The organism is Halanaerobium salsuginis (assembly GCF_900114545.1).
Lineage (GTDB): Bacteria > Bacillota > Halanaerobiia > Halanaerobiales > Halanaerobiaceae > Halanaerobium > Halanaerobium salsuginis.
The window spans coordinates 1-26372 of the sequence record NZ_FOTI01000037.1; the positions used below are offsets into that span (position 1 = coordinate 1).

Sequence of the window (26372 nt, forward strand, 5' to 3'; positions counted from 1 at the left end):
AAGTGGGATAGAATCTACCCCCGCTTAGCTCAAAGCTGGTTTGAAGATAAAGATGAACTCTTTACTTTTTACAAATATCCAGATAGTATTCAAAAATCAATTTATACAACTAACTGGATTGAAAGAGCCAATAAAGAAATCAGAAAAAGACTTAAAACAATGAATAGTTTACCAAATGAAAAGGCAGCAGAAAAAATACTATATCTTAAAATCTTAGACTATAATTCTAAGTGGTCAGAACGAAGACTAAAGGGATTTTTAGCTGCTAGAGATAAACTAATTCAACTATTTGAAGAACGATATTAATTTATTTACACAAAATACTTGACGTTACCGCATAGATTATTTTAAAAATAACCTCAATCAACACTACAAATAGCATAAATAAGGTACTATATATCAAACGTTTACAATTCTAAAAATTAAGAATATTATTATTAAAAAAATCATATACCCGATTAAAAGCTGTTAAGATAGGGTATAATTAAAGTTAATTATTAACTAGAAACTTTTTTAGTAAATAAATTCTAAATTAAGCAGTATATTATCCTGTTAATATATCAAACGTTTACAATAATTGCTAAAAAAATAATGTTTGTTTTAACTAAGTTATATTTGTATTATAAATTAATAATTTTGATTTGTCAAACATTTTTGATAATTTAAATAAATTTTTTTACAATTTTTATTTTAAATAAAAAAATCAGCTAGAACAGCTTCTATCTGGCTGCTTTAACTGATTTTTGCTCAACTTACATCTTCAAAATTTTCTCTATTTAAAATATCTTTTTTCAGCTTTAAGAATTCAGCCTCTAATTCCAACAGTTTATCACGAATTGGGTCGGGGAGATCAGCATGTTCTAAGTCTCTTTCAGGATGAATCTTTCGTCCTGCCCGGGCCACCACTCTACCCGGTACTCCAACCACAGTTGCATTCGCCTCAACATCTTTTAAAACTACAGAACCAGCGCCTACTTTTGTATCATTACCAATCTTAATTGAACCTAAAACCTTTGCTCCTGCTCCAATAATTACATTATCACCAATAGTGGGATGGCGTTTCCCTCTTTCTTTTCCTGTTCCTCCAAGAGTTACTCCTTGATAAAGCGTTACATTATCACCAATCTCAGCTGTCTCTCCAATTACTATCCCCATACCATGATCAATAAAAAATCCCTGGCCAATTACTGCTCCAGGATGAATTTCTATTCCAGTTAAAAACCGAGCTAATTGTGAAATAAGGCGTGGTAAAGTACGGAAGTCTCGCTGATAAAGCCAGTGAGAAAATCGATGGAAAATCAAAGCATGCAGACCAGAATAAGCTAAAATCACTTCAAATAAATTATCTGCTGCTGGATCCCTATCAAAGATAGCTGCCAGATCGGATTTTAATTTTTTTAGCATAGAATTACCTCCTACTGACGGGCCAAAATTATAAATATCTTAAAGATAAGTTTTTCACTCAACTTTATTATATCTTATTTAACTAAACAAATGCAAGCTACTTAACTAATGATAGTTAGCACTATTTAAATTTTAGTCATTTTTATCTGAGTCTGAATTCGGCAGTTCAGAAAGAGTAAAACCAATATCTGTTCGATAATGCATATCTTCAAAGTCTATCTCTTCAATATAATTATAAACTTTATCAATAACCTCCAAAATACCAGAGCCAACAACTGTCAGGCCAAGTACTCGTCCACCATCTGTATAAAATTTATTATTTTCATATCGGCTGTGAGCATGAAAAATAATCAAATCATCATAATTAAGCAGATTATTTATTCCATTGATTTCATGACCAGTTTGATAGGCAAATGGATAACCAGCAGAACAAAGTACAACACAGGCAGCTTCCTTATTATTTAATTTGACTTCTGTTAAATATTTAAGCTCAACATTATTTGTCATCTCCATCAGCTTTAATAAATCATCAGCTAGCAAAGGCATGACAACTTGTGTTTCTGGATCACCAAACCGGGCGTTAAAATCTATAACTGCTGGGCCGTTACTGGTTAAAATCATTCCAATGTGCATAACTCCCCGATAGTCAATTCCTTCACTGTTGAGAGCATGTAAAGTTGGTCTTAATATTTCACGAGCAATTTGATCCATTAGTTTTTTATCAACATAAGGAGAAGGAGCATAAGCTCCCATACCACCTGTATTGGGACCTTCATCACCTTCGAAAACTGCCTTATGATCTCTGGAACTAATTACTGGTAGAATAGTTTGACCATCTGTTAGAGCAAGAATAGAAAGCTCTTCCCCACTTAAAAAATCTTCAATCACTATTCTATCTCCTGCATCTCCAAAAGCTTTATCTTCCATCAACCTGGCTACTGCTGTTTCAGCTGCCTGATAATTAGCAGCTACAATTGAACCTTTGCCACCAGCCAGTCCGTTTGCTTTAATGACCAGAGGATAGCTGGCGTTTTCCAGATAATTAAGTGCTAAATCATGGTCGGTAAAAACTTGATATTCTGCTGTTGGAATTTTATATTTTTTTAAAATTTGTTTGGCAAAAGCTTTACTGCCTTCTAACAAAGCAGCTTGTTTTTTTGGTCCAAAGATAGGTAAGTTTCGCTCAACAAAATAGTCAACTATTCCTGCTAGTAGTGGTTCTTCAGGGCCAACAACAGTCATTCCTATTTTATGCTGATCAGCAAAATCAGCCAGAGCTGGAATATCATCAGCTGCAATAGCAACACTCTCTGCCAGATCACTCATCCCATCATTTCCTGGAGCAGCATAAATTTTTTCTACCCTTTCACTCTGAAAAAGTTTCCAGGCCAGGGCATGTTCCCGTCCACCACTGCCAACAATCAGTACCTTCATCTTTAGCCTCCTCTTGGCCACAAATCAAATTACTATATTTGAAAATTTTCTACCTAATAATTGCTTCTTTACGTCCTGGACCCACACTAATAATCTTGGCAGGCACACCAATTAATTCTTCCAAACGAGCAATATATTTACGGGCATTTTCTGGTAGTTCAGCAAAAGTTCTACAGTTTGTAATATCTTCCTGCCAACCTGGCCAACTTTCATAAATGGGCTGATATGGAATTTCGCTTTCCAGATAAGGAGGAAATTCATTCACTATTTCTTCTCCATGCTGATAGGCAGTACAAACTTTTATTTCTTCTAAACCTGTTAAAACATCTATTTTAGTCAAGGCGAGTTCAGTTAATCCATTAACCCGGGCAGCATGTTTTAAAATGGGCACATCAAACCAACCACATCTGCGAGGCCGCCCTGTAGTTACACCAAACTCATGACCTTTTTCACGCAGATACTCTCCCCACTCATTTTCCAGTTCTGTAGGGAAAGGTCCAGCTCCAACTCTTGTTACATAAGCTTTTGTTACTCCTATTACATCATCAATTGTTGTTGGCCCCATACCTGTTCCTGTACAAACACCACCAGCTGTAGGGTTAGAAGAAGTAACAAAAGGATAAGTTCCATAATCAACATCAAGTAAAGTTCCTTGAGCTCCTTCAAAAAATATTTTTTTATTCTCTTGATGTGCTTGATTCAACAATAAAGAAGTATTGGTAACATGAGGCCTAATTTTTTCTATGTAAGGTTTATATTCTTTAACTATCTGGTCAACAGTTAATTCCTCTACCCCATAAACTTTATTTAAAATTAAATTATGATAGGCAAGTGCTTTTTTTAATTTAGAACGCAAACGTCCTTCATCAACTAGATCAGCTATTCTAATCCCGCGGCGAGAAGTCTTGTCTGTGTAACAAGGTCCGATACCTTTACCAGTTGTACCAATTTTGCTATCACCCTTACGTTTTTCTTCTAGAGCATCCAGCATCCTATGATAGGGCATAATTACATGAGCAGTATTAGAAATATAAAGATTAGCTAGTGAAATATCACGTTTCTCCAGACCTTCCATTTCCTCTACCATTGCCTGAGGATCAATAACAACCCCCCCGCCCAACACAGACTTTTTATCTTCATATAAAATACCAGAAGGAATCAAATGCAGTTCAAACTTAACACCATCTACAATCACAGTATGACCAGCATTATTACCACCACCATAACGAACAACCAGATCAGCAGTTTTAGCGAGCATATCAGTAATTTTACCTTTACCTTCGTCTCCCCACTGGGCACCAACAACTATTTTATTTGCCATTTACTTTCTCTCCTCATTAATACTTTAATTTTAGATTAATAAACTATCAATAAAGCTTAATTTTTCCAGCTTAAAATTTTTGGGCCGCTGAAATAAATCTAACTTAAACCAAACGGTTCCAGCTGCTAATAAAAATTACGCTTTAATTATAGTGTAACAAAGATTTAAACTGTTTGCATCCTTTTCTTAACTTAACAGACCAGCTCGTTGAAAAATCTGATCAATATGTTTTAAATAAGCCTGCCAGTCAAAAATTTCTTCTAATTCAGCATCTGTTAAATATTCAGCTATTTCTTGATCTGCCTTAATTAATTTGCGATAATCTGTTTTTTCTTGCCAGGAAATTAAAGCATTACGCTGGGCCATCTCATAAGCCTGTTCTCGTCGCAGACCTTTTTCAACTAAAGCCAGCATTAAGCGCTGAGAAAAAGTCAGACCTAATGTTTTTTCTAAATTAAGTTTCATATTATCTTTATTAACAACCAATTCTGTTAAAACTTGATTAAATTTAACTAATAAGTAATCAAGTAAAATTGCACTATCTGGTAGAATTACTCTTTCAACTGAAGAATGAGTTAGATCTCTTTCATGCCAGAGAGTAACATTTTCTAAAGCAGGTATAACATTACCTCTAATTACCCGGGCCAGTCCACTTAGACGCTCACAAATAATAGGGTTTTTTTTATGCGGCATAGCTGAAGAACCTTTCTGTCCTTTGCGAAAGCCTTCTTCTACCTCCAGAATATCTGTCCGCTGTAAATTCCTGATTTCTGTAGCAAATTTTTCGATTGAAGCTGCTGCAAGAGCCAATCTTTCTACAAAATCAGCATGGCGATCACGCTGCAAAATTTGCGAACTAACTACTGCATTTTTAAGATCAAGAATTTCACAAACTCTACTCTCTACCTGGGGAGCAATAGTCGCAAAAGTTCCTACAGCTCCTGAAATCTGTCCAACTGCTACTACCTCTTTAAGCTGTTTAAATCTTGTTAGCTGTCGCTTGATTTCTTGCTGCCAATTTAAAAGTTTTAATCCCCAGGTAAGTGGTTCAGCATGAACTCCATGAGTTCTTCCCACCATAATTGTATCTTTATCAGCTAGAGCTAATTTGCTCAAAGTTTCTTCCAGACTACTCAGATCAGCTAAGATTAACTGACAGGCATCTCTCATCTGGATAGCTCGGGCTGTATCTTTAATATCAGAGGAGGTAACTCCCTCATGAATAAACCGTGATTCTGGACCTAAATTTTCCGAAACACCTTCAATAAAAGCTATCATGTCATGTCTAGTTTTAGCTTCAATTTCTTTAATTCTAGCTAGATCTACAGCAGCCTCTGCCTTAATTTTAGCTACTGCTTTAGCTGGGATTTCTCCTAATTCGGCTCTTGCCTCTAAAATAGCAAGCTCTATTTCCAGCCAGATCTGATATTTTCTTTCTTCACTCCAGACAGTTTCCATCTCTGCCCGACTGTAGCGTGAAAGCATAAATAATCTCCCTCTCTCAATAATTTTATTCTAAATTAAGTATTTAACAAACTAACAGCATAACTAAATACTTTTGCCGGTTATTCTGCTAGATAGTTAAAATTATAATCTTTTTTTCCAGTTTAATCTTAGCAGATGCAGTCTGGGGTGTCAAGATTATTAGCCAGCTAATTTAACAAACTTACTTGAATTTACCAGCTGCAGACATTATAATAGTTTATTGCGATTAAATTAATCCTTAAAAATCTCAGATTTTCTGATATAATAAGATTAAGTATTTAATGTAAATAAAGGTGCGGGTGTTTTACTAATGAAAATAATTTCTCTACAACAACAGCTAAATTTAAGCGAAAATGAAAGCAAACAGCTTTTAACTATTGGAGATAGTTTGCTGGAAAAAGGTTTATTCCGTAACTTATCCGGCAGTGAAATTAAAATCTTACTTTATTTTTTAACCCATTTTAAAACAGATAATGAAATTGAAGTTGAGCTTCCGCTTGCTGCAGGAGCAATGGGCCTTAAATTAAACGATGTTAATAAAATAATTGCTAATTTAATTAAAAAAGAAATTTTAATCTCTCCCAACAAGGTTAATGATCAAGTCTTTTGCTGTAATGTTAATTTAGAAAAACTTTTAAAAACAGATAATAGTCAAAACAAAACTCGTACTAGAAAAATAAATCCTCGTGAGATTAGAGCGCAAGTAATTCAAAGTAAAAATCCTGGTCAATCCGAAGTAGCTGCTGCCTTAATCTCTTTTTTACCACCTAGTTCGCATAATAGACAGCGGCGTGATGAAATAAAAAGTTGGTTGAATGACTTTGAATTAAAAATGCTAAAAGAATTAGTCCGTAGAGTTGATAAATGGCTTAAACGTCAAGGAGGCCAGGATTATCTCCCCGGTGCTTTTGCCTATTTAAGAGCAATTGTAGATAGTTGGTATCAAGAAGAAATAACAAGTTATAGCAGGCTGCAAGCTCAAGATAAGTTGCATCGAGAAACTAGAGAACTTGCTGCAGCTTATGGTATTAAAGCTTTCTCTGCTGAAACTGCACAGCTTAAAACTTTTCAAAATTGGCTAAATGGTGGGCAGGCTTTAAGTAAGGAAGTTGCCCTGGCTGCTATTAGAGAAGCTGTCCGTCGTAAGCGAGATGGTCAGCCCTCACTTAAATATATTGAAGACAATTTTATTAATCCGATTAAAGAGTTAAAAATTAACAATCTGGCTGATTTTCGCCGCTGGCTGCAAAAAGAAATGGATAGCAGTCCGGCAACTCCTGATCAAAGAGATTTAAAAAAAGAAAATAAAAACAGTTCAGCTAAGCAACAAAAGCAGTCAAAACAGAAGAATAATAAATCTGAAGCTGAAAATTATAAATGGAAAGACTTCTTTATTGATTTTGATAAATACAAAGAATAACTATTAGATTAAAAACAGTAATAATTAAATAAGCTAAGAAAGGGGACCAAAATGCCATTAAATTTTGAGACAGAAAAATATCAGGGTAAAGCCCGGGAAAAATATATTGCAGCTGAAAAAAGAATTAGCGAAATTCACAATCAATATCCTGATGTTAAACAGGCATATAATTATTTGAATTCCCTTAAACGTGAATATGCCATGTTAAAAGTTGGTTTCTGGCAGCAGGAAAATAAAGATGATGCTTCTCTAAATAGTCTAAAAACTGAAATAGAAAAGCTTGCTCAACATTACCATAAGTTATTGAAAAAACATAAAATCGATCCTGATTATAAAGAACCAGATTGGGATTGTCCAAAATGTCAGGATACTGGTAGGATTTATAAAAATGGGAAATACCTAGTCTGCAGCTGTGCTAAAAATGATTTAAGAAAAAACAAACAGCAGCTTGGTAATTTACCCCTCCATCTTCGTCAGGCAAGTTTTAAAAAAGCCAATCTAAACTATTATGAAACAGATCTTCAGATAGCAAGTGGTATGAATTACCGGGAAAATGCTCAAAAAATATATAGTTTAGCTGCTTCTTTTGTACAAGATTTTAGCCAGCAAAGAGTTCGTAGAGGTTTAATTATTGAGGGACCAATTGGCAGTGGTAAATCGTATCTTTTGGGCTGTATTGCTAATGCTTTAATTGAAAAAGGAGTTCACTTCCGCTATATTGTTTATTCAGACCTTTTACAACAAATTAGAAGCAGTTATAATCAAGATAGTCCGGCAGCTGATGAAAAAGAAATTTTAAATACTGTTCAGGAAATACCAGTTCTTTTAATTGATGATCTGGGTACAGAAAAGGCAACTGACTTTGCTGCTTCTACTTTATACCAAATCATTGATAGACGCTATCGGGAAGAAAAACCAATTATCTTGACAACCAATTATTCTGTTAAGAATCTTAAAAACAGGTTTCCTGTCATGGGAGAACGGATATTCCAGCGTCTACTTGAAATGAATAAATATGTAGAGCTGGCTGGTAATGTCAGAGTTAAAAAAATTGAAGAACAGCAGGAGGTTTGATTATGAGTTCAGATTTACAGTCAGTTTCTCAGCAAGATAAACGCTATAATAAAAATGAATATCAGCTCCTGGGAATTTTACTTCAATATCCCAATAAAATTGATGAAGTTGCTGATCTACTTGAAGTAAAACATTTTTTAGATCCACAAGCTCAATTAATTTTTGATTTATTACTCAAGCAATATCAGCAGGATAATCAAATTTCCCGGACTAAACTATTGCTCGATCTGCAAAATCAGGCAGCAGTATCTAGCCCTGAGGAGATTATTGAACGCTTAACTTCTGGTTTTAATACAATTGATGAATTAAAACCAACTGTTGATTTAATAAAAAAAGATTATCAGCGTTCACTACTTAAAAGAGCTTCTCAAAAAATTGAAAGTTTAACTACAGCGGAAGATCTTTCAATTGATGACTATCAGGCTCGGGCTCAGGAAATTATTTTTCAGGCTACAAATGAAAATAATGATATGGAAAAACATATTTATAATATGGAAGAAGCACTAATGCAGTCTTTTTCCAATTATATGGATCGCAAACACAAGCAGGCAGATGTAGGCCTTAGAAGTGGTTTTATCTCACTTGACAATTTAATAGGAGGTTTTAAACGGGGACATCTTAATGTCATCGCAGCTTCTACCTCTATGGGAAAAACCGCTTTTGCCATTAACATTGCTAAAAATGTATTAAAAAGAAAAGCTAAAGTAGCAGTTATTTCGCTCGAAATGGATGCTACCGAAGTAATTGATCGGATGGTTGTTCAAGAATCACAGGTTAATGCCTGGAAATATACTCAGGGAGAAACAAATGAGGAAGAAGATCAGCGCATTTCAAAAGCGCTTGATAATCTGCATGAATTACCACTGATGATCTCTGATGAGAGAGGCTTGAACACAGCACAAATTCGAGCTCGTTTACGCAAGTTTAAGGCTCAAATGGATGGTCTTGATTTAGCAATTGTCGATTATCTACAGATGATTCAACTGCCAGAAGAGCATGCTCAGAATACATCTCGCGCGGTTGGGCAAATTGTTCTTCAGCTCAGAAATTTAGCCTCCGAACTTGATGTCCCTGTTATCTTAATTTCTCAAATTTCTCGTAGTTTTACTAGCCGGACAGATAAAAGACCAGTTCTCTCCGACTTACGTGATTCTGGTAATATTGAAGAAGTGGCTGATGGAGTTATTTTTCTTTATCGCCATGCACACACCTCTGCTAAAGCAAGAGAAGAAGCTGAAGCTGAAGGAACAGAAAATGATACAGATGTAATTATTGCTAAACAGCGGACAGGTCAAACTGGTTCAGTAAAACTATTCTTCGAAGATAGTTTTATTCGGTTTGTTGATCCCGAAAATCTCTCTCTGGAGGGAATGATTCCCCATGGATAGTCTAGATAAATTTGATTTGAAACTAGTTCTTTCTTTTACTAATGCATATCGCAAGCTGCATCAAGAAGGACAAATAACTCAGCAACAGTTAACAAGTGTTTTGGCTTTAGTCGAAAATTACCAGCAGTTTTCACCAGCAGAATTTGAAACCAAACTGCAAAATATTTTTCCTGACAGCAATTTTTTAACTAAAAATGAAAGTTAAACTATGTTAAATTTTAAAGCAAAAACTTAAATTGGTTTTTAAAATAGGGCAGCTTATATAAGCTGCCCTATCAAGTTTATTCAGTTTTATAATCTACATCAACATGGTCTGGTCTTTCCGGCATTATTGCCCAGGCAATAATGTAAGCAAATAGACCTGCTCCAGAAGCAAAAATCAAAAGTACAGTTGCCAGCCGGACTAGAGTAGAATCAACCCCAAAGTATTCAGCTATTCCTCCACAAACACCTGCAATTTTTTTATCACTGCGCGAACGATAAATTTTTTTCATATTATTTCCCCCTCAGCTCATCGTATTAACTTTACTAACTATTTTCTGAATAATAATCAGCAATAATCTGATCCATAATTTTAGTTGTCCTGAGTCCTGTTTGACCAGTTGAAGGTGATTTACCTTTACCAAGCAAACTAGCTACAACTTTTTCTAAAAGTGGTTGTTGAACATGTTCTGGATAAGGAAAATCAATTTTAGTCGTACCAGCACTATTTTCAAGAATAATTTCTTCTTCAGCAAAAGAAGAAAAAATCAGGCGTCCTTTACTACCAATTATTTCATTTTGATCAAGTGTTTTAAAAGCAGAAAATGTCCAGCTACCTACTCCCTGAATACCATTATTAAATCTAAAACTCATTACTACATTGTCTTCAGCCGGATAACGGCCAGCCTGATTAAAAGCAAATCCAGCAGCCAGTTTAATCTCCCCAAAATAATAATCAAATAAATCAAGTGTATGAGCTGCTAAATCAAGAAACTTTCCAGCTCCTGCAACCTCAGGTTTAACTCGCCAGGGAATATTTTCAGATTTTTCTTCTTCTAGTAATGATTGAGCAAGTCTAATGTTAACTGTTCTTATTTCACCAAGAGCCCCTTCATCAATTAACTCTTTAATTTTTAAAAATCTCGGCATGGCCCGTCTATAATAAGCTACATGAAGCTGAACATTATTTTTCTGACAAGCTTCAATCATTGCTTCTGCCTCGGCTGCATTTCTCGCCATTGGCTTCTCTACATAAACTGGCAGACCTGCTTCAGCTGCTAATAAGGTATACTCTTTATGTGTAGAAGGAGGAATTGCAATATAAACTGCATTAACTTCCGGATCATTTATTAAATCTTCAGCTTTATCATACCAACGAGCAACACCATGTCTTCTGGCATAATCCTGAGCTAATTCACCAGTCCTTCTCATTACAGCTACTAAAGAAGAATTCTCTATTTTTTGTAAAGCAGGTCCACTCTTTTTTTCTGTTACATTTCCACAACCAATAATTCCCCATTTAACCTCTTCCATTCCATAATTCCTCCTTAGTAAATTTACAATATATAAGATTATTTTAATATTTATATTTTATTTCTAAAACCATTTGTTAAGTCAATAACAGTAATTATTTAACTACCATAACTGAAACTCGAGCATGATGAACAATCTTATCACTAATACTACCCAACAAAAACCTCTCTACCTTACCATGCCCTTTATCAGCTACAACAATTAAATCAAAGCTATTCTCTTCTGCATAATTACATATAACATCTGCTGGATCACCTTCCAGCAAAACAGTTTTAGGAGTTATTCCCTGCTCTATAAAAAGATCTTTTACTTCATTTAATATCTCCTGCCGCATATTTTTAATAGAGTCTTCTTCATCATCGACTACTTTTTCTAGAGTTTCTGCAGATAAATAAGTGGAAGCTTCATTAAACTGACTAATTGGCAATTGAAGAATATCTTTATAAATATGAATTAAAGTTACTTCAGCACCTAATTCAGCTGCCATATTAGCAGCTTTCAAAGCACCTTTTTTTGAGCTTTTAGAACCATCAACAGCTACTAAAATTTTTCTCATCATAGCCAACCTCCTTTATTTTTATAATTCTTGCTTTTTCTATAAATACCTTGTTCATGCTTTACAATTTAATAGTACTTTTTCGAATCACTAGTTCAACAGGTAAAATTATATTGCTTTTAGAAATTTCTTCACTTTCAGTTTTATTTATTCGTTCGACTAACAAGCTAGCTGTGATTTCTGCAATTTTTTTAATTGGCCGAGAGACTGTAGTCAAAGGTGGATCAGTATAAGCAGCAAAACTAACATCATCAAAACCAACTACTCCGACCTGAGCAGGTATTTTTAATCCCCTATTCTTAAGCTCTTTTAAAATTCCAAAAGCGGTTGCATCATTAGCAGCAAAAATTCCTAACCGTCGCCCAGAGAGCTGAAAATCATCTAAAAAATTAGCAATTAACTTGCGGGCTTTATCTTCAATGAATTCTCCTGAGAGAATTTTATAATTAGTTGCAGCGATTTTATTCTGCTTTAAACAATCCTGAAAAGCTTGACATCTATCAACAGCTGTAGCAGCATTATTTGGCCCTTTTAAATGTATAAAATAGTCATAATTGCAGCTAATAAGATGCTTCGTTGCTTGATAAGCTCCATCATAATCATTAATTCTTATTTTATCAATCTGCTGAGAAGCTATTTCTCTGTCTAGTACAATCAATGGTATTCTTTTCTGACAGAATTTATTAATAAATTGATCAGCAAGTGAAGTAGACGCCAGAATAAGACCATCCACCTGTTTTTGAATTAAATAACGAAGGTAGTCCTTTTCTCTTTTGGGATTCCATTCTGTATTACCAATAATAGTATAATAACCCTTTTTATTTAAAGTATACTCAATATTTTTAACCAAGCTGGAATAATACATATTCGAAATATCAGCAATTAAAATTCCAATAGAATTTGTGTTTTTAGTTACTAAACCTCTGGCCAGACCATTTGGTATATAATCAAGCTCGTCAATAGCTGCCAGAACAGCCGCTTCCTTTTCTTTCGAAACATTGGCATTCTTATTCATTACTCTAGAGACAGTTGAAATAGACACCCTGGCCTTTTTAGCTACATCATTAATTGAAACCATAATAATCTCCTCTTTAGCAGAATATTTTTGTAAAATAATTATAATAACTAAAAATCCATTTTTCAAATCAAGTTACTAAATAAATAAAAATTGGTAAAGTAAAAATTAGAAAACAAATTGTGGCAAAAATTGCAATCGAAGCAAAATTGCTACTATGACCATACTTCTGCATAATTACTGGTGAGCTAGCAAAAACAGGCATAGCTGCGGCAATTGTCATTACTCCCTGCAAAAGTTCCGGAAAAGCTAAAAAATCAAGCCCAAAATATACTATAGCAGGAATAATTAATAGCCTTAACACCGCCAGATAATAAACTTTATAATTGTTGAAAACCTGTCCCAATTTACTTTTAGCCAGCTGTAAACCAATAAAAATCATTGCCAGTGGCACAGTAATATTACCAATATTTGCCGAAATATTAACTACTACTTGTGGTAGTTTAAATCCACTAAAAACAACTAATAATCCAAGTAAAAGTCCAATAATTGGGGGAGAAAAAATATTTTTGCAGGGATTAGTAAAATCAGCTTTTGTTTCTTTTCGCAATAACCAGATACCAAGTGTCCATAAAACTAACTGCATACCAAAATCATATAAAATAGTTAAAATTAAGCCCTGAGACCCAAATAAAGCAAGGCAAATTGGTGATCCAACAAAAATATTATTACTAAAAATTGAAATAAAAGTAAATTCTCTTTTTTCTGCTGTAGACTTAGTAAATAAGCTGCTGATAAAATAGGCTAAAAGAGCCGAAATCAAGGTGATTATCAGTCCGGAAAGAGGAACGATTAAATACTGCCTTAACATATTTAAATCAAACTCTTTTACTATATTAGTAAAAATTAAAGCCGGAAAAGCAATATCAATAGTTAATTCTGCTATTCCTCTTTCAGCTGCCTGATTTATTTTACCAGTTTTATTTAAATATAAACCTAATAAAATTAAGACTGCCATTAATAATAGTTGTTCAATTACTGGATATATTTCTGTCATTAATCTAACTCCTTAATCTAAACATTTCACTTTATCTGCCCATCAATAATAGTGTTAATTGGTTATAATCAAGTTCATCTACTTCATAACTGCCTGAACTACTCCCGTTTTTAAAAATTGTAACTTTATCTGCTGTTTCAAATACAGTTTCAACCTCATCTGTAAAATAAATAATAGTCATCTGCTCTGCCTTAATTTTTTTTAAATAAGCAAAAAATATACTGCGCTCAGACTTACTCAATTCAGCAGCTGGTTTATCCAGAATTAATAATTCAACTCCTAAAGAAACTGCCTTAATTAATTCTACCAATTGCTTTTCAAGAGAACTTAAAGCGGCCATTTTTTGATCAGGTTCAACTTTAAGCTTAAATTCTTGCAGTAAAATATTAGCTTTTTCTCGCATTGTCTGATAATCAATAGATTTAAAAAATAAAAAAGTATTCAGCGGCTCTCTGCCAAAAAAAATATTTTCAGCTACTGTCATATCAGGAAAAACTGTTGAATTATGTTCAGATGCTTGAGAGTTTTTATTAAATCTAAAAATACTCAATGGATCTTTTGCAGGATTAATCGCAGAATATTTATTAACCAAATAAGTCTTTTTTCGATAAAACCTGGTTAAATCATTAGTAGTAACTTTTTGACCTGCAAAATAAATCTCACCAGACTGCAAATCTCTTTTTCCCATAAATAACTCCACTAATATCTTTTTTATTTTCTCCTGGCGAAATAAGATCGCTCTCAGTTCTGCCTGTTTAAGCTCCAAATTAAAATTAATTAATGATTCTGCTCCATCTTCACTGGCAGCAAGATTGCTTAATTTTAATAAATACTGCTGATTCATATTTACCTCCTGACTAAAGTAAACAAATTAATTGAAACTAAATTAAACTTAAGCTATTAATTATTATATCATCAATAGTAAATAAAGGCACCCTAAAACTAGGGATGCCTTTATATGAGTCAGTTTTTTATTTAAATATTAATATTTATACTCCCGAATAAGCGGAAAATCCGCCATCAATCGGAATCACTGTACCATTAACAAAACTTGCAGCTTGTGGGCTAATTAACCAGAACAAAGTTCCCAGTAATTCTTCTGGATCTCCAAAGCGTTCCATTGGTGTCTGGCTTAAAATCTTTTTAGCTCGTTCGCTATAACTACCATCATCATTATGCAGTAAAGCTTCATTTTGTTCTGTTTCAAAAAACCCTGGAGCTAGAGCATTAACTCTAATATTTACCTTAGATAAATGAACTGCCAGCCACTTGGTAAAGTTTGAAACAGCTGCTTTGGCTCCACTATAAGCAGGAATTCTGGTTAGAGGTGTAAAGGCATTCATCGAAGAAATATTGATAATTGTACTGTCATCTTTTTCTGCCATATCAGCTGCAAAAACTTGAGAAGTTAGCAGCGCACCTAGAAAATTAAGATTAAAAACAAACTTAATACCAGCTGGATCAAGATCAAAGAAAGTTGTTAAATCATCCTGTTTAGATTTGATATCTTCTAATTCTAAATAATCTTTAGTAGTAGTTCCACTAGGATGATTACCTCCTGCCCCATTAATTAGGATATCACAGGTGCCCAGTTTTTGCTTAATTTCTTCTCGAGCTTTTTCAAGGCTGTCCCGCTCTAAAATATCTGTCTTTAAAGCAAGAGCAGTTCCACCAGCTGATGCTATCTTAGCTGCAACTTTTTCAGATCCTTCTAAATTAATATCTAAAATAGCTACTTTAGCTCCAGCTTCAGCTAGAGCTTCTGCAAAGGTACTGCACAGTACTCCCGCTCCTCCAGTTACTACTGCTGTTTTTCCGCTTAAGTCTAAAGCAAATGGTAATTGCATAAATAATAACCTCCCTAAGTTAATCAAAAGTTTATCGATTTGACTTCTGGATTGCTTCCCAGAGACCATTCAAATAAGTCGCACCTAAAGCACGGTCATAAAGACCATAACCTGGTTTACCGGTTTCTCCCCAGATCATTCGTCCATGATCAGGTCTCATTGGACCTTCAAAGCCCACATCATAGTATGCTTTCATAATTTCATACATATCAAGTGAACCTTTTTCACTTAAATGAGCAGCTTCTTCGAAGCCTTTGTCACCTGTAATCTTAATATTTCTCACATGAGCAAAATGAATTCTATCTCCAAATTCACGAATAATTGCGGGCACATCATTTTCAGGATTAACACCTAATGAGCCTGAACAGAGGGCTAATCCATTAGCAGGACTGTCAACCAACTTTAAAAAGCGGCGTAGATTTTCCTGACCAACAATAATTCTTGGTAGACCAAAAATCGACCAGGGTGGATCATCAGGATGAATTGCCATTTTTATATTTTCTTCTTCAGCTACTGGAATAATTTCTTTTAAGAAATATTCTAAGTTATCCCATAATTTTTCCGGGGAAATTTCCTGATAAGCTGACATTAAGTCATTTAATTCTGCCTTAGTATAACTTGTATCCCAACCTGGTAAGTCAAGATCACCACTTAAAGGATTCATTGCCTTAACTTCATCTTCGCGATAAATTAAGGCTTCCGAACCATCTGCTAATTTATGATCAAGTTCGGAACGAGTCCAGTCAAAAACAGGCATAAAATTATAAGTAACGACCTCTATTCCAGCCTGCCCAAGATTTCTTAAAGTAGTTTTATAATTTTCAATATACCGATCCCTTGGTTCAACTCCCAATTTAATTGCTTCAGGTACTGGAACACTCTCGATCGCAGTAATTTTAAGTCCAGCTGCTTCTACTTTATCTTTTAAAGCTGCAATTTTTTCATAAGGCCAGGCTTCTCCTGCTGGAATATCATAAATTGCTGTTACTATTCCAACCATACCTGGAATTTGCTTAATCTTATCCAGAGTTACCGGATCATCATCTCCATACCAACGAAAAGATAATTTCATTTTATTCACTCCTCCTTAAAATATCTTTGAAAGCGTTTTCAAAGATATTAAATTAATATAAAAAATCTAGATTCATAAACATAAATAAGTTTTATTTTCTTGCTTTGTTATAAACTATTCTTTATTAGTTAAAAAAATCCTGCCTTTAATTGAAAAGATTTTAGATTATTATAATTAAATTAAAAATAAAGGTCTTAAACCAGAACTAAAATTTTTAAGACCTTTATTATATAATAATTAAGCTAGTCTGTTTTATTTTTCCTGAATATTTATTTTTAAATCTGCTGCTATATCTTCATAAAGTTTTACTGTAACTTTATGCATACCTAATGATTTAATAGAATCGGCCAGTTCTATTTTACGCTTATCAATATCATAACCTTTAGCAGAAGCTGCTTTAGCTATGTCTTTAGTATTAACTGATCCAAAGAGTCTTCCATTATCACCAGCTTTTACCTTAATTACAAATTTATCTGCTTCAATTTTATTTTTTAAAGCCAGAGCATCTTCTCTTTTTTCTTTTTCTAGACGCTCTTGTTTAGCTTCTTTTTCCTGCAATTCTTTGAGTTTTCCTTGAGTTGCCTCTACTGCCAGACCTCTGGGTAACAAATAATTACGTGCATATCCATCAGCAGCATTAACTATATCACCTTTAGATCCAAGTTTTTTTACATCTTTTATAAGTACTACTTTCATTAAATATACCTCCCTTTTTCTTACTAATTAAGCGGGTTGATCTTCAAGTTTGCGAAATTTAAACCAGAAATCCAGCAGACCGATTAAAATTAAAATCATAGGGATAACTGGTACTATTATAATTAAAAACAACATGAAAAACTTCAATAAAAATGAAGAATTTCTAGTTGATAAATAGTACATTAAAACTGCAAAACCCTGTAAAAAAGCTAGAAAAAATAGAAATATTGTTAAATTAGTAAAAAATAAATTAGAATTCATTAATAGTGAAACTACAATTAAAATAGAAATTGGCCAGCGCGGCAGGTACCACTTACTAACTGATTTATAAAGTTCAATATTTAAACCTTTCCGGCGCAGATACCAGGCTGACAAATAATAATTCAAAATTCCAGTTATAGTTGCTGAAATAACTAATAAAGCTGGAAATATATATTTTATTAAATTTAATTGAGCTTGTAAAAGCTGCTCTACTGATTGCTGCTCAAATTCCCCACTTAAACTATGCATAAGATGAGTAACTATGCTTTGATAATCTAAATTTAACATAGTTCCTGACAGGTAAACTATTAAAGCCTGAGAAATAATAACTGCTAAAACAGAAGTTATTAACGTTTTAAGTGGCGAAACATTCTCTTTAATAACATTTCCAATAATAAAACCAACTAAACCAAAACCAATTACTGTCATTAACCCCATAAAAGTCCCAAATAAAAGGCCATTTAAAAGAGCAGTAATTGCGATTACGCTAATTACTCTTCCACTATCTTCTTTTTGTACAAGATAAACTATTGGAACTGGCCAGAGTAGTATAACTGCCATTGATAGAAATGGAATAAAATAATTAACTGCAGTCAACAAAATTATGTAGGCCATGGTCCTTAAACTAGCTTGATATTCTTTTAAATCCATTTATTTAATCACCTCATCTGCCGACAGGTAATTTATCTTGATTAAATAAAGGAGGCTCCATCATAGATTTTGCCTCCTCTCAATAAATTACTATTCTTTTACATATGGCAATAAAGCAATTGCTCTCGCTCTTTTTACTGCCTGTGTAATTAATTTTTGATGTTTAGAACAATTTCCTGTTACCCGTCTTGGCATAATTTTGCCCCGGTCAGTTAAATATCTATTTAATGTTCTTAAGTCTTTATAATCTATTTTTTTATCATTGCCACAAAAATGGCAAGATTTATTGCGTCCTCTAGGCATTTAAATTTACCTCCTTTTTATAATGATAGGTAAGTTTTTGAGATTATCTCCAACTTTTCCCCCATTTCACACCGTACACGAGAGTTTCCTACTCATACGGCGTTCCATCACGTTTTTAAACTATTTTGATACATTCATTTCCTACTTTTGAGCGAAATTTGTTTAGCTTACTCAAGGCTTTGTTATCAAAATACATTTTATTTACCTTATTTAAGTATTTCTGAATAGTTTCTTGGTTTTTAGCATGGATTAACTTATGAATGTTTTTAGAAATTAATATTAAATTTCTATAATTATCTTTCCCCCCTTTACAGCGAGGTTTTTTATGATGACATTCAATATCTCCAATTAATAAAGGTTTACCTGTAATATAACAACATCCATTCTGTCCTGAATATCTGGAAATCCTATTATCGTTATATTCAATTGTTTCTCCCTTGATAGGATTCTCAACTAAATAATTTAATATATATGGTGAAACATTTTTCAACCTTTTATGGATTTTCTTTCTTCCTTTTACAGTGTAATCACAAATTTCCTGTGAAAAGTTCATAGGAGGATCTGTTTTTACAGCTGAAATCGGAAATATTCTTAATCCAGCTACATAATAAGGTTTTGAATTATATTCCGAATATAATTTTTTGTATAAATTAGACTCATTACCTTTTTCACTTAAACTCGCCCAAAGTCTATTTTCTAAAGCTCTATTAACTTTAAAGGCAATTTCTCGAAAATCATGGCTAACTAATGTTGCCATTGAATAATAGTTTTGCATACCTAAAATCATTGAATTGAGTTTTGCAATTTGTTTTTGAGTGTTTTCTTTTTGTATTACCTTAATTTGTTTCTTCAATTTGTATGCTAATCTACTTTTTGTTTCTTTTGTTATTCTAGATTTTATTATATATTTATTTGCTCTCTGAAACACTTTGAATTTTATTCCAAGAAATTTTGAATAACTAGATTTTAAGTTAGTAATTTTAGTCTTCTTTTTACTAACTTCAAGATTAAGTCTTTCCTTCAACCATTTACAAACCGCAATTTTTATTTTGCTTGCTGTTTCATAATCCTTGCAAAATATTTTAAAATCATCTGCATATCTTACAATATGCATTTGTTTCATATTGCTTTCCTTAAGGGCTCTATACTTGTTACTATCATTATTATAATTATGGTCTGTTTTGAATGTCTCCCACTGATTACTAATCCACCAATCTAGTTCATTGAGAACTACATTGGCTAATAAGGGTGAAATAATTCCACCCTGAGGAGTTCCTTTTGTTGGAATACCTTCTCCTTCAATTTCAGCTTTTAATAATCTACCTAAAATTGATATGAGGTTTTTATCTTGTATTCCCATGGTCCATAATTGTTTCATTAATTTCCCATGATCAACATTGTCAAAGAAACCCTTGATATCAACATCAACAGTAAAATACAGTTTAGACCTATTAACTAATCTCATACATCTTGCAATAGCATGTTTGGTACTTCTATTTGGTCTAAATCCATAACTATGATTATAGAATTTAGCTTCACAAATAGGTTCCAAGACCTGTTTTATTGACTGTTGTATTAACCGATCTTCAATAGTTGGAATCCCTAAAGGTCTCTTCCTTCCATCTGGTTTCGGTATATAAACCCTTCTTACTGGTTGAGGAATATAATATTCTAGTCTATTTCTAACGTATTCTATTATATATTCGGTGTCCCATTGAGCTATATCAGTTATTGTTTTATTATTTAAACCACTAGTTTTACTACCAGCATTATTTTTAATGGTTCTATATGCTAATAAAATATTTTCTCTTGAAGTTATTTTCTCTAAAAGATTTCTGAATTTATGACCTTTTTTACTTCTCTCATATAGTTTGTCAAACATTTCTTGAGTTCCATAATATTCATTGTGCCTCAATTTGTTCTTCTTATTCTCTACACAAACTTCTTTCAAAGCAGTCATAAGTCGGTTATTCACCTTCCACTGAGAAGGTTTTTGCCTCTATTAGTCTTACAAGAACCTTATTTTAAATGAAATATCTGATAGCTAAAAATATGACTAGTGGCTATCCTTCCATTCCTTATTATCAGAATTTCGACAGTACTGTGCCACCACTATCACCAACATAATGATATGTTATAGAAATTAATTCTTTTCCATATCTACACTTCAAAGATATTAAGCTCTCCATGCTGTTGGTTTTCATCGTTCCAAAAACTTATCCTGAATTTAATTATTCAGTTAGATACCTCCTATGAGCCTATATGTTTAATACATCCTTTAAATGTATAAGGATTTTCATACATTCTAATCTTACTCACCCTCACATACCTCAGGCTTTGCTGAGATAACCATTTCTAGTTATTTGTGCTGTAGACCCGTACTTTCAGAGGTTCGTCAGTGGCTAATTACCACATACTTATCATATGAATTTTACAGGCGTCCGAGCTATAGGTTACATTATCCTACTAAGATAACTTTCGTATAATTACGGTAACTCTCACCCGACTTCACCGAGCTTATTACATTAATCCGCTTAATCAAATCAATGCAATTCGGAGTATTAACGACAGCCCTTCAAGACGTTACTCTCTCATTTGGCTGATTCAGCTTTTAGTTCTAATATTAGTTATAATATTAGGCAATTCTTTTCAAATTGCAACGACTCGCTCAAAATGGTACATCAAAGTCGTCAGCATCAAAATTATCATCAAATTGAGACTCAAAATCATCCTGGTTATTTGCCTTGCTGTTGTTACTATTATTGTTATTATTATTTTGCTGCATATTGTTATTTTGATACTGCCCCTGATTATTATTCCGGTTGCTATTACCGAAATCGAGAAAACGTACATTATCAGCATTTACTTCCGGATTTATATAAGTTCGATTATTATTTTCACTTTTTCTAATTTGCAGTGATCCATCAACTCCAACCAATCTTCCTTTACCAAGGTGACGGGCACAATTTTCTGCCAGACCACGCCAGGTTACAATGTTAATAAAATCAACATCTCTTTCTCCATTTCGATTGGTATAATTTCTCTCTACAGCAAGAGTAAAATTACAAACTGGAGTTCCATTACTGGTATAGCGCAATTCAGGATCTCTTGTCAGGCGGCCAATTAAGACTATTCTATTTAACAAAATTACTCACCACCTAAATTATATTATATCATAGCTGTTACTATGCATCATTTCTAACTACTAAATAACGAAGTACTCCATCCATAATCTTAAAGATTCTTTCTAATTCATTAACTACAGAAGTTTTAGCATCAAAAGCTAAAATTGTATAATCACCAGAGCGGTAATCTTTAATTTCATAAGCTAATTGTCTTTTACCCCAGGCATCAACATCAGTTACTTCACCTTCATGAGCCAGAATAGTATCCTTTACTCTCTGTAAAATATTTTGCTTTTCTTCATCTTCAAGATCAGGTTTTAAAACAAAAGTTGTTTCATAAGCTCTTTTTCTTATTTCCATTTACATTCACCTCCTCCACACGGACTAATGGCCCTGCTGCTAGCAGAGCATGGATTTTTAACCAATCTAAATTATAGCATCAATTTACTCAAGATGCAAGTTAAATTAAATATTTTAAGCAGATATTTATTTAAATAGTTAAATTTCGCTTAAACTAACCAAGTGCTACATCTAAAAACATCATTACAGCAAATCCAATCATTAAACCCGCTGTTGCAAGATCACTATTACCTTCTGAGTTTGCTTCCGGAATTAACTCTTCTCCTACTACAAAAATCATTGCTCCAGCTGCAAAAGCAAGGGCATATGGTAAGATAGGACGCATAATTAGAACTGCTGCTGCTCCAATCACACCTGCAATTGGTTCAACAATTCCAGAAGCTTGTCCATAAAGAAAGCATTTTCCAACTGAAAGACCTTCCCGACGCAGTGGCACAGAAACAGCTGCCCCTTCCGGAAAATTTTGAATTCCAATTCCAATTGCCAGAGCAATTGCTCCTGCAAGTGAAGCAGATGGAATTCCAGAAGCAACTGCCCCAAAAGCTACCCCAACAGCTAATCCTTCTGGTATATTATGTAGGGTAACTGCTAAGACAAGCAAAATACTGCGCTGCCAATTAGTTTTTATACCTTCTGGATGACCATTTTTTAAAGCTGGATGAAGGTGAGGTAATATTTTATCGACAAGACGTAGAAAAACTCCTCCCATTAAAAAACCAACTACTGCTGGCAGCCAGCCTGGTATACCCTGTGTTTCAGAAATTTCAATTGCTGGAGCCAATAGTGACCAAAAACTGGCAGCAATCATGACCCCCGCTGCAAAACCAAGCATACTATCAAGTAGCCTACGTTCTACCTCTTTAAAGAAGAAAACTATTCCTGCTCCCAGAGCAGTTACAAACCAGGTAAATAAAGTAGCGTATAAAGCCTGCAAAATAGGGGGAGTATTAGAAAAAAATTCAATTAGCATTTAATTTCCTCCTCATTTTTCTTATAATTAAAGTTAAGTTTTTAACGTAATCTAAATCTTAAAACTAAATTTTTGCTTGAGCTGCTTTGAGTATCTGTTGCTTTTTTAGAAATTATCTTTTAAAGATTATTAAACATTAAATCTAAAGTGGCAGACATCCCCATCCTGCATAATATATTCTTTACCTTCTAACCTTAATAATCCTTCTTCTCTAGCTTGAGCCATTGCTCCCACTCTTTTTAAATCATTGAAACTTACAATTTCAGCCCTGATAAAACCTTTCTCCATATCACTATGAATTTTACCAGCAGCCTGTGGTGCTGTTGCTCCTTTTTCAACTGTCCAGGCCCGACATTCTTTTTCACCTGCTGTTAAAAAAGTCAATAGATTAAGCAACTCATAACCAGCTTTAATAACTCGGTCCAGACCAGAATCACTCAACCCTAGTTCTTCCAGAAATAATTCTTTTTCTGCTGGATCTAATTCAGCTATATCAGCTTCAATTTTAGCACTTACCTCTACAACCTTAGCGTTATCTTTAGCAGCATGTTTCTTTACATCTGCAACTAATTTATTTTGTCCAGTATTAATGTCATCTTCATTAACATTAGCCAGATAAATTATTGGTTTTGCACTCAACAGCTGTAATTCTTTAATCAGTCTTTTGCCAGTATCACCCAATTCTAACTGGCGAATATTTTTACCTTCTTCAAGAGCTTCCGCTATCTCTTCTAAAACAGCAACTTCTTTTAAATAAACTTTATCACCACTTTTAGCCTGCTTTTTAGATTTATCAAGTCTTTTTTCAACTTGACTAAGATCAGCCATCATTAATTCTGTATTAATAATGTCAATATCTCTATCTGGAGAAATCTTACCATCAACATGAGTAATATTTTCGTCTTCAAAACATCTTACTACTTGAGCAATAGCATCTACTTCTCTAATATGAGCTAGAAACTTATTCCCTAGGCCTTCACCCCGGCTAGCTCCTTCCACTAAGCCTGCTATATCAACAAACTCAATTACAGTTGGAGTCCTTTTTTCTGTCTGATAAAGTTCAGACAGCCAGTCAAGTCTTTCATCTGGAACTGGCACTACTCCTACATTGGGATCAATTGTACAAAATGGATAATTAGCTGCATCAGCTCCTGCTTCAGTTAAAGCATTAAAAAGCGTAGATTTTCCTACATTAGGTAGGCCAACAATTCCAATCTTCATTAACCAATCTTCCTTTCTTAATTAAAATATTTTAAAGTTTCTTTTTTACATTCTTATTAAATTTATTTCTGGACAGCATAATTAATCTGCCACAGCCTTCACATTTAAGTTTAAAATCCATTCCAACTCTTAAAATCTCCCAGTTTTTACTGCCACAAGGATGTGTTTTTTTAAATTCAACTCTATCTCCAACTGAAAATTCTGCTGTCATCTTAAAACCTCCTTTTATTTAATTTAAGATTAAATAAGCAATAAATATAAATATCAACAGCAAAAAGATAATGAACAGACAGCCTGGATCTTTGTAGAAAGGTTTATCAGAATTGAGTTGATAACTAAAACTTCCCCGTTTACGTGCCTTCTTTAAATATTTAATAGAATTATTATAATCTCCTTCTTCTCGATAAATTACTCCTAGATTATTATAAGCTGGCCCATACTCATCGTCACTGGCAATTGCCTGTTGATAGAGCTCTTTTGCCCGATGAGTATTTCCAAGTTCTTTTGCTATACTACCTAGATTAGTGAGCGCTGGTGCGTAGTCTGGATCTTTATTTAATATACTCTGTAAGAGGTCCTGCGCCTTAGCATAATCTTTTTCATAAATATATAGCACTGCCCTTTTATTTAAGGCTGGAATAAAATCTGACTGCTCTTCTAAAAAATTATTCAGTCTGGCTGCCGCCTGTTTTCGTTTACCTTTTTCTAGTAAATCAACACAGTTCTGATAAAACTCTGCTGCTTCTTCTGACAGCTGTTTTGTATAGTATGATTCTTTCATCTTTTCACCCACTTTTTTAGTAACTTCAATTAATTATTATATCATAGTTTTTAGTAAAACTGCAAAAAAGCAGCCCTTTTTCCAGGTCTGCTTTTTAAAAATACAAATTTATTTAAATTGTTAGATTACCAATGCAAATCAGGCTGCCGGGCTGCTTTAGTTTCATCTAGTTTACTAACAACTGTTGTCTGAGGAGCCTGTCTGACAAGTTCAGGATCCTCCTCTATTTCCCGGGCAATAGTCAGCAGGGTAGCTACAAAATGATCGAGAGTAGCTTTACTCTCGGTTTCAGTTGGTTCTATCATCATAGCCTCTTTAACTACAAGGGGAAAATATATTGTTGGAGCATACTGTTTATAATCAAGTAAACGCTTAGCAATATTTAAAGTAGAAACTCCTGCCGCTTTCTGTCTGCTGCCAGAAAGCACAAATTCATGTAAACTGGCTGCAGCGTAAGGCAGTTCAAATTCTTCCTTTAAACTACTTTTTAAATAATTAGCATTTAATACAGCATTTTCAGTTGTTTTTTTCAAACCGGATCCACCAACTGTTTTAATATAAGCCCAGGCCCGCAGCATAATTCCATAATTACCATAAAAACTGTGCACTTTACCGATACTTTTTTCACTTTTATAATCCCAATAATAAATATCCGCTTTTTTTAAAACTGGTTTAGGTAGATAAGGAGCCAAGAAAGCCTTAACTCCAACCGGACCAGACCCAGGTCCACCCCCACCATGTGGAGTAGAAAATGTTTTATGTAAATTAAAATGCATTAGATCAAAATTCATCAAACCTGGTTTAGCATAGCCCATAATTGCATTCATATTTGCACCATCATAATAAACTAGACCACCTACTTGATGTACTAATTTAGTTATAGTAAGGATCTCAGCTTCAAAAATACCCAGAGTATTAGGATTAGTTAACATTAAGGCTGCAGTTTCTTCATCTAATACTGCTTTTAAGGCAGCCAGATCAACCATACCATTTTCATTTGAAGGAATTTCAACTACTTCAAAGCCAGCCATAGCTGCACTAGCTGGATTTGTTCCATGAGCAGAATCAGGAACTAAAACTTTCTGGTTGTATAATTAATGTTGTGAAGAAAAAACTGTAAATCTAAAAATATCTAAATAAAAAAGGCATTTGCCTGGCTCCGTTGAATTAAATAGTTACAACACCAAAAATTCAATAAAGGAGTCAAGCAAATGCATAATAATCTTATCACAGATTTAATGGATTTACCAGACCTAGTTGCAACAGATTTAATTAAAACGGAGGAATATTTAGTTTTTGTAGCTGACTATAAAATAGATCATGTTAAATGTCCTGTCTGCGGCAAAAAAGCAGAAAAGATTCATGATAGAAAAACTCAAATGATTCAGGATACTTCTCTTCGAGATAAAAAAACAG

At 33.7% G+C, this 26372-nt stretch carries 28 protein-coding genes and 1 pseudogene; 6 read left to right on the forward strand and 23 right to left on the reverse strand.

The window, feature by feature from the left end:
- A partial coding sequence (locus tag BMZ74_RS10820; RefSeq protein WP_143070163.1) for a transposase occupies window positions 1-306 on the forward strand: 306 nt, incomplete at its 5' end.
- 441 nt (window positions 307-747) lie between these two features.
- Here BMZ74_RS10820 and cysE read toward each other — a convergent pair.
- The 4 genes from cysE to purB all read right to left on the reverse strand — a co-directional run bounded on the left by cysE (window position 748) and on the right by purB (window position 5644).
- The gene (cysE, locus tag BMZ74_RS10825) at window positions 748-1404 is read right to left on the reverse strand and encodes a serine O-acetyltransferase (RefSeq protein ID WP_089862249.1); all 657 of its coding nucleotides are present in this window, start codon (window positions 1402-1404) and stop codon (window positions 748-750) included.
- A 132-nt stretch (window positions 1405-1536) separates the two neighbouring features.
- Entirely contained in the window at window positions 1537-2838 is a 1302-nt protein-coding gene (gene purD / locus BMZ74_RS10830) for a phosphoribosylamine--glycine ligase (RefSeq protein ID WP_089862250.1), read from the reverse strand.
- Between the two features lie 49 nt (window positions 2839-2887).
- On the reverse strand, window positions 2888-4159 hold the full coding sequence (locus BMZ74_RS10835; RefSeq protein WP_089862251.1) for an adenylosuccinate synthase: 1272 nt from the start codon (window positions 4157-4159) through the stop codon (window positions 2888-2890).
- Between the two features lie 186 nt (window positions 4160-4345).
- Entirely contained in the window at window positions 4346-5644 is a 1299-nt protein-coding gene (gene purB, locus BMZ74_RS10840) for an adenylosuccinate lyase (RefSeq protein ID WP_089862252.1), read from the reverse strand.
- A gap of 310 nt (window positions 5645-5954) precedes the next feature.
- Here purB and BMZ74_RS10845 point away from each other — a divergent pair, with 310 nt between their 5' ends.
- The 4 genes from BMZ74_RS10845 to BMZ74_RS10860 are packed head-to-tail and all read left to right on the forward strand — an operon-like array spanning window position 5955 to window position 9731.
- Window positions 5955-7064: a primosomal replication protein N gene (locus BMZ74_RS10845; RefSeq protein WP_089862253.1), complete on the forward strand. Its 1110-nt coding sequence runs from the start codon at window positions 5955-5957 to the stop codon at window positions 7062-7064.
- Window positions 7065-7115: 51 nt separating this feature from the next.
- Complete coding sequence (locus BMZ74_RS10850) at window positions 7116-8138, forward strand: ATP-binding protein (protein WP_089862254.1); 1023 nt, start codon at window positions 7116-7118, stop codon at window positions 8136-8138.
- Window positions 8139-8140: 2 nt separating this feature from the next.
- Window positions 8141-9526 (forward strand): replicative DNA helicase, encoded by a 1386-nt coding sequence (locus BMZ74_RS10855; protein ID WP_089862255.1) that lies wholly within the window; start codon window positions 8141-8143, stop codon window positions 9524-9526.
- Window positions 9519-9731 (forward strand): hypothetical protein, encoded by a 213-nt coding sequence (locus tag BMZ74_RS10860; RefSeq protein WP_089862256.1) that lies wholly within the window; start codon window positions 9519-9521, stop codon window positions 9729-9731. The genes BMZ74_RS10855 and BMZ74_RS10860 overlap by 8 nt, the downstream gene beginning before the upstream one ends.
- Before the next feature lie 76 nt (window positions 9732-9807).
- Here BMZ74_RS10860 and BMZ74_RS10865 read toward each other — a convergent pair whose 3' ends face one another.
- The 19 genes and pseudogenes from BMZ74_RS10865 to gcvPB form a co-directional block, all read right to left on the reverse strand.
- Window positions 9808-10020, reverse strand: a complete 213-nt coding sequence (locus BMZ74_RS10865) for a PspC domain-containing protein (RefSeq protein WP_089862257.1) — start codon at window positions 10018-10020, stop codon at window positions 9808-9810.
- A gap of 34 nt (window positions 10021-10054) precedes the next feature.
- The gene (locus tag BMZ74_RS10870) at window positions 10055-11041 is read right to left on the reverse strand and encodes a Gfo/Idh/MocA family protein (RefSeq protein ID WP_089862258.1); all 987 of its coding nucleotides are present in this window, start codon (window positions 11039-11041) and stop codon (window positions 10055-10057) included.
- A 94-nt stretch (window positions 11042-11135) separates the two neighbouring features.
- Window positions 11136-11597, reverse strand: a complete 462-nt coding sequence (locus BMZ74_RS10875) for a universal stress protein (RefSeq protein ID WP_089862274.1) — start codon at window positions 11595-11597, stop codon at window positions 11136-11138.
- A 61-nt stretch (window positions 11598-11658) separates the two neighbouring features.
- Entirely contained in the window at window positions 11659-12741 is a 1083-nt protein-coding gene (locus tag BMZ74_RS10880; protein WP_177181432.1) for a LacI family DNA-binding transcriptional regulator, read from the reverse strand.
- Window position 12742: 1 nt separating this feature from the next.
- The gene (locus BMZ74_RS10885; RefSeq protein ID WP_089862260.1) at window positions 12743-13669 is read right to left on the reverse strand and encodes an AEC family transporter; all 927 of its coding nucleotides are present in this window, start codon (window positions 13667-13669) and stop codon (window positions 12743-12745) included.
- Between the two features lie 31 nt (window positions 13670-13700).
- Window positions 13701-14513 carry an ATP-binding cassette domain-containing protein gene (locus BMZ74_RS10890; protein ID WP_089862261.1) on the reverse strand — a complete coding sequence of 271 codons (813 nt, stop codon included), beginning with the start codon at window positions 14511-14513 and terminating at the stop codon, window positions 13701-13703.
- Between the two features lie 145 nt (window positions 14514-14658).
- Entirely contained in the window at window positions 14659-15516 is an 858-nt protein-coding gene (locus BMZ74_RS10895) for an SDR family oxidoreductase (RefSeq protein WP_089862262.1), read from the reverse strand.
- Between the two features lie 31 nt (window positions 15517-15547).
- Window positions 15548-16588, reverse strand: coding sequence for a mannonate dehydratase (gene uxuA, locus BMZ74_RS10900; protein WP_089862263.1), 1041 nt, complete (start codon window positions 16586-16588; stop codon window positions 15548-15550).
- Window positions 16589-16840: 252 nt separating this feature from the next.
- Window positions 16841-17284: a 50S ribosomal protein L9 gene (rplI, locus tag BMZ74_RS10905; protein WP_089862264.1), complete on the reverse strand. Its 444-nt coding sequence runs from the start codon at window positions 17282-17284 to the stop codon at window positions 16841-16843.
- A 27-nt stretch (window positions 17285-17311) separates the two neighbouring features.
- A complete protein-coding gene (locus BMZ74_RS10910; RefSeq protein ID WP_089862265.1) occupies window positions 17312-18196 on the reverse strand; it encodes a DUF2232 domain-containing protein in 885 nt (294 codons plus the stop codon).
- 90 nt (window positions 18197-18286) lie between these two features.
- Window positions 18287-18499, reverse strand: a complete 213-nt coding sequence (rpsR, locus tag BMZ74_RS10915) for a 30S ribosomal protein S18 (RefSeq protein ID WP_089862266.1) — start codon at window positions 18497-18499, stop codon at window positions 18287-18289.
- Window positions 18500-18614: 115 nt separating this feature from the next.
- On the reverse strand, window positions 18615-20459 hold the full coding sequence (ltrA, locus tag BMZ74_RS10920) for a group II intron reverse transcriptase/maturase (RefSeq protein WP_089862267.1): 1845 nt from the start codon (window positions 20457-20459) through the stop codon (window positions 18615-18617).
- Window positions 20460-21167: 708 nt separating this feature from the next.
- Window positions 21168-21644 carry a single-stranded DNA-binding protein gene (locus BMZ74_RS10925; protein ID WP_089862268.1) on the reverse strand — a complete coding sequence of 159 codons (477 nt, stop codon included), beginning with the start codon at window positions 21642-21644 and terminating at the stop codon, window positions 21168-21170.
- Window positions 21645-21684: 40 nt separating this feature from the next.
- Window positions 21685-21984, reverse strand: a complete 300-nt coding sequence (rpsF, locus tag BMZ74_RS10930) for a 30S ribosomal protein S6 (protein WP_089862269.1) — start codon at window positions 21982-21984, stop codon at window positions 21685-21687.
- 154 nt (window positions 21985-22138) lie between these two features.
- Window positions 22139-22954, reverse strand: coding sequence for a ZIP family metal transporter (locus BMZ74_RS10935; RefSeq protein WP_089862270.1), 816 nt, complete (start codon window positions 22952-22954; stop codon window positions 22139-22141).
- A 129-nt stretch (window positions 22955-23083) separates the two neighbouring features.
- Window positions 23084-24175, reverse strand: coding sequence for a redox-regulated ATPase YchF (gene ychF, locus BMZ74_RS10940; RefSeq protein ID WP_089862271.1), 1092 nt, complete (start codon window positions 24173-24175; stop codon window positions 23084-23086).
- Window positions 24176-24206: 31 nt separating this feature from the next.
- On the reverse strand, window positions 24207-24386 hold the full coding sequence (locus BMZ74_RS10945) for a DUF951 domain-containing protein (RefSeq protein WP_089862272.1): 180 nt from the start codon (window positions 24384-24386) through the stop codon (window positions 24207-24209).
- Between the two features lie 18 nt (window positions 24387-24404).
- Entirely contained in the window at window positions 24405-24968 is a 564-nt protein-coding gene (locus tag BMZ74_RS10950; protein ID WP_245750874.1) for a tetratricopeptide repeat protein, read from the reverse strand.
- 113 nt (window positions 24969-25081) lie between these two features.
- A pseudogene (gcvPB, locus tag BMZ74_RS10955) lies at window positions 25082-26038 on the reverse strand (aminomethyl-transferring glycine dehydrogenase subunit GcvPB); the annotation flags it as partial.
- A 129-nt stretch (window positions 26039-26167) separates the two neighbouring features.
- On the opposite strand from gcvPB, the gene BMZ74_RS10960 reads away from it, so the two are divergent.
- Window positions 26168-26372: transposase family protein (locus BMZ74_RS10960; protein WP_089861759.1), on the forward strand; the 205-nt coding region annotated here is incomplete at its 3' end.